This is a genomic window from Streptomyces sp. NPDC004134 (assembly GCF_042874195.1).
Lineage (GTDB): Bacteria > Actinomycetota > Actinomycetes > Streptomycetales > Streptomycetaceae > Streptomyces.
Genome location: NZ_JBIAMS010000039.1, coordinates 40788 through 46941, shown reverse-complemented (window position 1 = coordinate 46941; position 6154 = coordinate 40788). Strand labels below are relative to the sequence as shown.

Here is a 6154-nt window from a genome sequence, read left to right as displayed (position 1 = left end):
AGCGTCAGTCAGAGCAAGAGCCAGACCCCCGGGCGGTGCCATCACCAATCCTCACTGTCAGAGCAGGCGCCTACCCTTGGGCGGGTGTGAGGGGAGGTACGGGAAGGAACCCGCCAGACCCGGCGCACACCTTGGGCGGGCGCGAGGGAACGTACAGGGCGGGGAACGCACCAGACCCGGCGACCTGGGCCGGCGCGAGGGGACATGGTCCGCTGGCTGCCCGGCGGATCGGGTCTCCTGGCGAAGAGGACGAGACCCGGGGGATCAGGCGAGCGGGCGGGCGGGGGAAGGGACCCCCGGGCGGCGTGATGGGAGATCGGGACCCCGGCTAGCCGACGGGCTCCCGGAGAACGGGTCTACGGGCGAACGGAGCGAACGGGCGGACTCAAGACGCCGACCAGCCCCCCGAGCGAGCGGGCCGACGCCGGACCCGGACCAGCCCCCCAGCCAACAGACCGACGCCAGACGCAACCCAGCCCCCCGACCACCGGTCAACGCGCCTGCCCGGCCCACCCCACCTCCACGCCGACCACGCCGACCACACCGACCCGGCACCACACCGACCGGCAACCCCGAGGCGGCACACCCCTCGTCGCTCGGCCCCTCCCTTACGCCGAACCGCAGTTCAACGCCCACCCCAGCCAGGGCGCACGCCTACCCCTTCCGACCCACCCCGCAATACCCGAACACCGCCGCCGGCGCCCCCTCCCCGTCCCCCTGCCCGTCCGCCTCCGGCCGCCACCTGCTCATCGACACCACCCCCGGCTCGATCACCTCGAGCCCCTCGAAGAACCCCTCGATCTCCTCCCGCGTCCGCGGCGTCAGCGGCACCGCCGCCGCTGCGTTGTACTGGTCCTGGGCCCGCCTGTTCTGCGCCGCCACCTCCGTGCCACCCAGCGACGGGTCCAGCGTCGCGTGGGTGAGGGCCAAGTAGCTGCCCTGCGGGACCGCTTCCAGCAGGTGGCGGACGGCCCTTCGGGCCTCGTCGTAGTCGCGGAGGAAGTGCAGGATGCCGAGCAGCGTGAGCGCCACCGGGCGGGTGAAGTCCAGGGTGTCCGCCGCGCCCGCGACGATCGCCTCCGGGTTGCGGAGGTCCGCGTGGATGTAGTCGCAGGAGCCCTCGGGTGTGGAGGTCAGCAGGGCGCGGGCGTGGGTGAGGACCATGGGGTCGTTGTCGACGTAGACGATGCGCGCGTCCGGCGCCGCCCGCTGCGCGACCTCGTGCGTGTTGTTCATCGTCGGCAGCCCGGTACCGATGTCGAGGAACTGGCGGATGCCGGCCTCCGCGGCCAGATAGTTCACGGCGCGGCCCAGGAACGCGCGGTCCGTGCGCGCGATGTCGGTGATCTGGGGGAAGGTCTCTCTGTACGCGTCGGCCGCTCTGCGGTCGGCCTCGTAGTGGTCCTTGCCGCCGAGGAGGTAGTTCCACACTCTCGCCGAGTGGGGGACCGTGTTGTCGATCACCTGACGAGGGTCCTCGCCTCGGTACATGAACCGCCTCCTAGCCGCCGGTGCTACCCACCTCACCAGTGTCACCGGTAGCCGCCCAAGATAGTGGCGGCCCCGGGTGACAATCCGCCGCGCGGCCCAACCCCACGTGTCCGGTCCGCCTCGAACTCCGGCACACCGTCCCCGTCAGCCCTCCGCCGTCGCCGCCGCCAGGAACTCCTCCCACGTCTGGCGCCCCACCGCGTGGTCGGGAGTCAGGTTGGCGCCCGCGCGGAAGGCCGCCGCCGCCTTTCCCGGCATGCGCATCGGCAGGACCGGGCGGCGCCTGCCCGTGGCCTTCAGGTAGCCGCGGAGCAGCTCCTTCATGTCGTACGCGCGCGGGCCGCCCATCTCCGCCACCATCCCCGCGGGCGCCGCGAGCGCCAGTTCCGCCAGGCGCTCGGCGACCTCCGCCGCGGCGATCGGCTGGATGCGGAAGCCGGAGGGGGCCGGGAGCACCGGCATACGGGCCATCGCGCGCGCCGTGGTCAGCGTCAGCTCGTGGAACTGGGTGGCGCGCAGCGTCGTCCACGGCAGGCCGGAGCCGGCGACGATCTCCTCGGAGGCGCGCTTCGCGGCCACGTAGCCGAACATCGCGCGGTCGAGGCCGCTGACGACCGGGGTGCGGTCGGCGCCGACGACGGAGATGTAGACGAGGTGCGCGTTCCCCGCCGCGGTGGCGGCGTCGACCAGGTGCCCGGTCTTCACGTCGTCGCCCTTGGAGGTGCCGGCGCAGTGGACGATCACGTCCGCGCCCGCGACGGCCGCCGCCGCGCCCTCCCCCGTGGTGAGGTCGCCCGCGACGTACTCGGCGCCCTCCGCGAGCGCGTCGCCCGCGTCCCGGGGCTGCCGGCTCAGGATCCGCAGCTTGGCGCCCGAGGCGAGCAGCAGCGGCGCGACCAGCCGGCCGAGGGTGCCGGTGCCGCCGGTGAGCAGAATGGCTGACGTCATGATCACTCCAGGTGGTTTCGCTGTCGTACGCGTGCACCCCGATCACAACCCGCAGGTCGGATGGGGTCTACTGCAGGGACCCCCCGCGAGTGAGGGATGTGACGGATGGACGAGCAGAAGTTTCCCGAGGGGCATCCGGCCGATCGTCTGGCCGAGCGTTTCGAGGCCGAGCGGAGCCGGCTGCGGTCCGTGGCGTACCGGATGCTGGGGTCGGCCGCGGAGGCCGACGACGCCGTGCAGGAGACCTGGCTGCGGCTGAGCCGGTCCGACGCCGACGCGATCGAGGACCTGGCGGCCTGGCTTGTCACCGTCGTGTCGCGGGTCTGCCTGAACATGCTGCGGTCGCGCACGCACCGGCGGGAGGAGCCGCTGGAGTACGAGTCCGGGTACGGGTACGAGGGCGCCGGCGCCGCCCCCGACCGCGCAGCCGGGCCACGGGACCCCGAGGAGGAGGCGCTGCTCGCCGACTCCGTGGGCGTCGCACTGCTCGTCGTCCTGGACACGCTGGCGCCCGCGGAGCGGCTCGCGTTCGTGCTGCACGACATGTTCGCCGTCCCCTTCGACGAGATCGGGCCGATGCTGGAGCGCACCCCCGCCGCCGCCCGCCAGCTCGCGAGCCGCGCCCGCCGTCGCGTACGGGGCCGGGCAGCGCCCGCCGCCGCGCCGGGGGAGGACCTGCGGCGCAGGCGGCGGGTCGTGGACGCGTTCCTGGCCGCCACGCGCGGCGGGGACTTCGAAGCACTCGTGTCCCTTCTCCATCCCGACGTGGTGCTACGGGCCGACCGCGCGGCGATCCCCACGCCGGAGCCGGTCGAGGTGCGCGGCGCGACGCCGGTGGCGCAGGGCGCGATGGCCGCCGCGGGCCGGGCGCAGTTCACCGGTCCCGCGCTGATCGACGGCGGCGTGGGCCTCGTCATGGCGCCGCTGGGGCGGATGCGGCTGCTGCTGAGCTTCACCGTGGCGGACGGGCTGATCACGGAGATCGATGTCATCGCGGACGCGGACCGGCTGCGGGAGGTGGAGCTGGGCGTGCTGGAGGGGTGAGCGCGGGGCCCTGGGGCGTCTTCCGGGGCGTCTTCCGAGGCGTCTTCCGAGGCGTCTTCCGAGGGCGTCTCCCAGGGGCCATCCTCCGGGGGCCGTCCCCGGGGCCGTCCCCCGGGGCCCAGCTCCCGGCGGCCCTCTCCCGGCCGCCGCCACCGGCGCCGGGCGGAGGCTGCATCGCCCCCGGCGCGGACGGCGGCACCGGCCCCGGCGCGCGCCCAGGCACCACGCCCGGCGCGCGCCCGCGGCCCGCCCCCAACACCCGCCCCCCCAACGGGTGAAGCTCCCCCCTCCCCCGGGTGGCAGCCCTCCCACCCGTCCCGCCGGCCATCCGCACCGCCCTACGGTGTGCGCCATGTTGATCATGAAAGCCCGCCCGGCGCTCCCGCGCCGCCGCGCGCTGGCCGCCGGCGCCGCCGCGGTCCTGGGGCTCTCCCTGCTCTCCTGGACCGGCCCGTCCGCGGCCACCGAGCCGGCCGCCCAGCGCGGCCCCGTGCCCGTCCAACTCCTCGCCCTCAACGACCTGCACGGCAACCTCGACCCCGTCGACGGCCCCGCCGGCTCCGTCTCCCGCGTCACCGACTCCGGCGACGTGGTACGCACCCAGGCCGGCGGCGTCGCCGGGCTCGCGGCCCTCCTCAAGGACGCCCGCGAGGGGCAGCCCAACTCCCTCACCGTCGGCGCCGGCGACCTCATCGGCGGCAGCCCGCTGCTCTCCGCCAACTTCCACGACGAGCCCACCGTCGACGCCCTGGAGGAGCTCGGCCTCGACGTCGCGTCCGTCGGCAACCACGAGTTCGACGAGGGCCCAGAAGAACTCCTCCGCATCGCGCATGGCGGCTGCCACCCCGCCGACGGCTGCGCCGTGCCGGACGAGCCGTACGACGGCGCGGACTTCCCGTACCTCGCCGCCAACGTCACCCGCAAGGGCGGCACCCAGCCGCTGCTGCCGCCGTACTGGATCAAGACCCTGCCCGGCGGCCAGCGCATCGGCTTCATCGGGCTGATCACCGAGAACGCACCCGACGCGATCTCCGCCGCGCGCATCCGCGACGTCGAGTTCCACGACGAGGTCGAGACCGTCGACCGCTACTCGCGCGAGCTGACCGGCATGGGCGTGACCGCGCAGACCGTCGTCCTCCACGAGGGCGGCGCCCACGGCGGAAGCATCCCGTACAACGAAAACTGCGACGAGGGCGGCCCCGCCGCGAAGCTGGGGCAGCCGATCCGCAGGCTCGCCGCGTCGTTCACGCCGGACGTCGACATGGTCCTCAGCGGGCACTCGCACGAGCCCTACGTGTGCACCGTCGCCGACCCCGCGGGCGATCCGCGCGTCGTCACGCAGGCCGCGTCCTTCGGCCGTACGTACACCGACCTGCGCTTCGCCCTCGACCCCGAGACGGGCGACGTGCTCCGCGGCACCGTGGAGGCCGCCAACCACCCCGTGCTCACCTCCGCCCCGCAGGACCCGGCGATGGCCAAGCTCGTCGGCACCTGGCGCGAGCGCTCCGCCGAGCTGGAGAACAAGCCTGTCGGCTACATCACCGCCGACCTGCCGGGCCGCGGCTCGTCCGCGCCCGAACGGCCGCTCGGCGGCGTGATCGCCGACGGGCTGGCCGACGCCACCCGCGGCAACGGCGCCGAGATCGGCTTCATCCAGCCGGGCGGGATCCGCGGGGACCTCACGTACGGGTCGGCCGGCGACGAGGGTGACGGGGTGGTGACCTACGCGGAGGCGTTCCGCGTCTCGCCGTTCGAGTCCGCGATCGTGACGATGACGCTCACGGGCGAGCAGTTGGTCGCGGCGCTGCGGAACGGTTTCTCGGGCGCGAACGCGAACAGCCCCCGGTTCCTCCAGCCCTCGGCGGAGCTGTCGTACGCGGTGGATCTGCGCCGCGAGGGCGGGGCACGGCTCGACGCGGCGAGCGTACGGGTCGCGGGCGAACCGGTGGTGGCCGACCGGGAGTACCGGGTGACCGTCAGCGAGTTCCTCGGCGAGGGCGGCGACGGGTTCACGGCGTTCAAGGATGGTACGGACCGGCAGGGCGGCGACCTGACCGACACCGCGGCCCTCGTCACCTACCTGCAGAACGCCAGCTCGCCCGACGCCCCGCTGGCACCGCCGTCGCCGGCGCGCATCGACGTCAGGCAGTGATCAGACGGTAAGCAGCAAGCAGTAAGGCGCAGTAGGGCATACGCACCTGGCGGGCGGGCTCCCGCGGCTACGCTCGGCGGTATGAGCGAGACGTGGGAGCCCACCGGTGCCGGAGTGATGCGACTGCCGTCCGGGCGGTACGTGCGCGGGCGCGGGCTGCGCAAGCCGGCGCCCGCGGGCCCGGATCCGGAGCTGGGGGTGTACCTGCTGGGCCGCCCCGCGCCGGAGACGGCGTGGGAGAGCCGCTGGGTCCGGTGGCCCGACTTCCGGCTGCCGGCCGACCGCGGTGCGGCGGAGGCGGCGCTGCGGGAGGCGTGGGAGCGGGCGGACCGGGAGCGGGTGGAGGTCGCCTGCGGCGGCGGGGTGGGCCGTACGGGAACGGCGCTGGCCTGCCTCGCGGTGCTGGACGGCGTCCCCGCGGGCCGCGCGGTGGCATACGTACGGGAGCACTACAACCGCCGTGCGGTGGAGACCCCTTGGCAGCGCCGCTACGCCGCCCGCTTCCCGTAAGCCCGCTCC

5 protein-coding genes are annotated in these 6154 nt (G+C 74.6%); 3 read left to right on the top strand and 2 right to left on the bottom strand.

What is annotated here, in order from left to right; genetic code table 11:
• Positions 1-654: 654 nt before the first annotated feature.
• Both ACFYVJ_RS33310 and ACFYVJ_RS33305 read right to left on the bottom strand, forming a co-directional pair.
• Positions 655-1491, bottom strand: a complete 837-nt coding sequence (locus ACFYVJ_RS33310) for an SAM-dependent methyltransferase (RefSeq protein ID WP_388899756.1) — start codon at positions 1489-1491, stop codon at positions 655-657.
• A 144-nt stretch (positions 1492-1635) separates the two neighbouring features.
• Positions 1636-2439 (bottom strand): SDR family oxidoreductase, encoded by an 804-nt coding sequence (locus ACFYVJ_RS33305; protein WP_388899753.1) that lies wholly within the window; start codon positions 2437-2439, stop codon positions 1636-1638.
• A 105-nt stretch (positions 2440-2544) separates the two neighbouring features.
• Here ACFYVJ_RS33305 and ACFYVJ_RS33300 point away from each other — a divergent pair, with 105 nt between their 5' ends.
• From ACFYVJ_RS33300 to ACFYVJ_RS33290, 3 genes are all read left to right on the top strand, one after another.
• Positions 2545-3483, top strand: coding sequence for a sigma-70 family RNA polymerase sigma factor (locus ACFYVJ_RS33300; RefSeq protein ID WP_388899751.1), 939 nt, complete (start codon positions 2545-2547; stop codon positions 3481-3483).
• A gap of 352 nt (positions 3484-3835) precedes the next feature.
• A complete protein-coding gene (locus tag ACFYVJ_RS33295; protein ID WP_388899748.1) occupies positions 3836-5635 on the top strand; it encodes a bifunctional metallophosphatase/5'-nucleotidase in 1800 nt (599 codons plus the stop codon).
• Positions 5636-5716: 81 nt separating this feature from the next.
• Positions 5717-6145: a protein-tyrosine phosphatase family protein gene (locus ACFYVJ_RS33290; protein ID WP_388899745.1), complete on the top strand. Its 429-nt coding sequence runs from the start codon at positions 5717-5719 to the stop codon at positions 6143-6145.
• Positions 6146-6154: the final 9 nt, after the last annotated feature.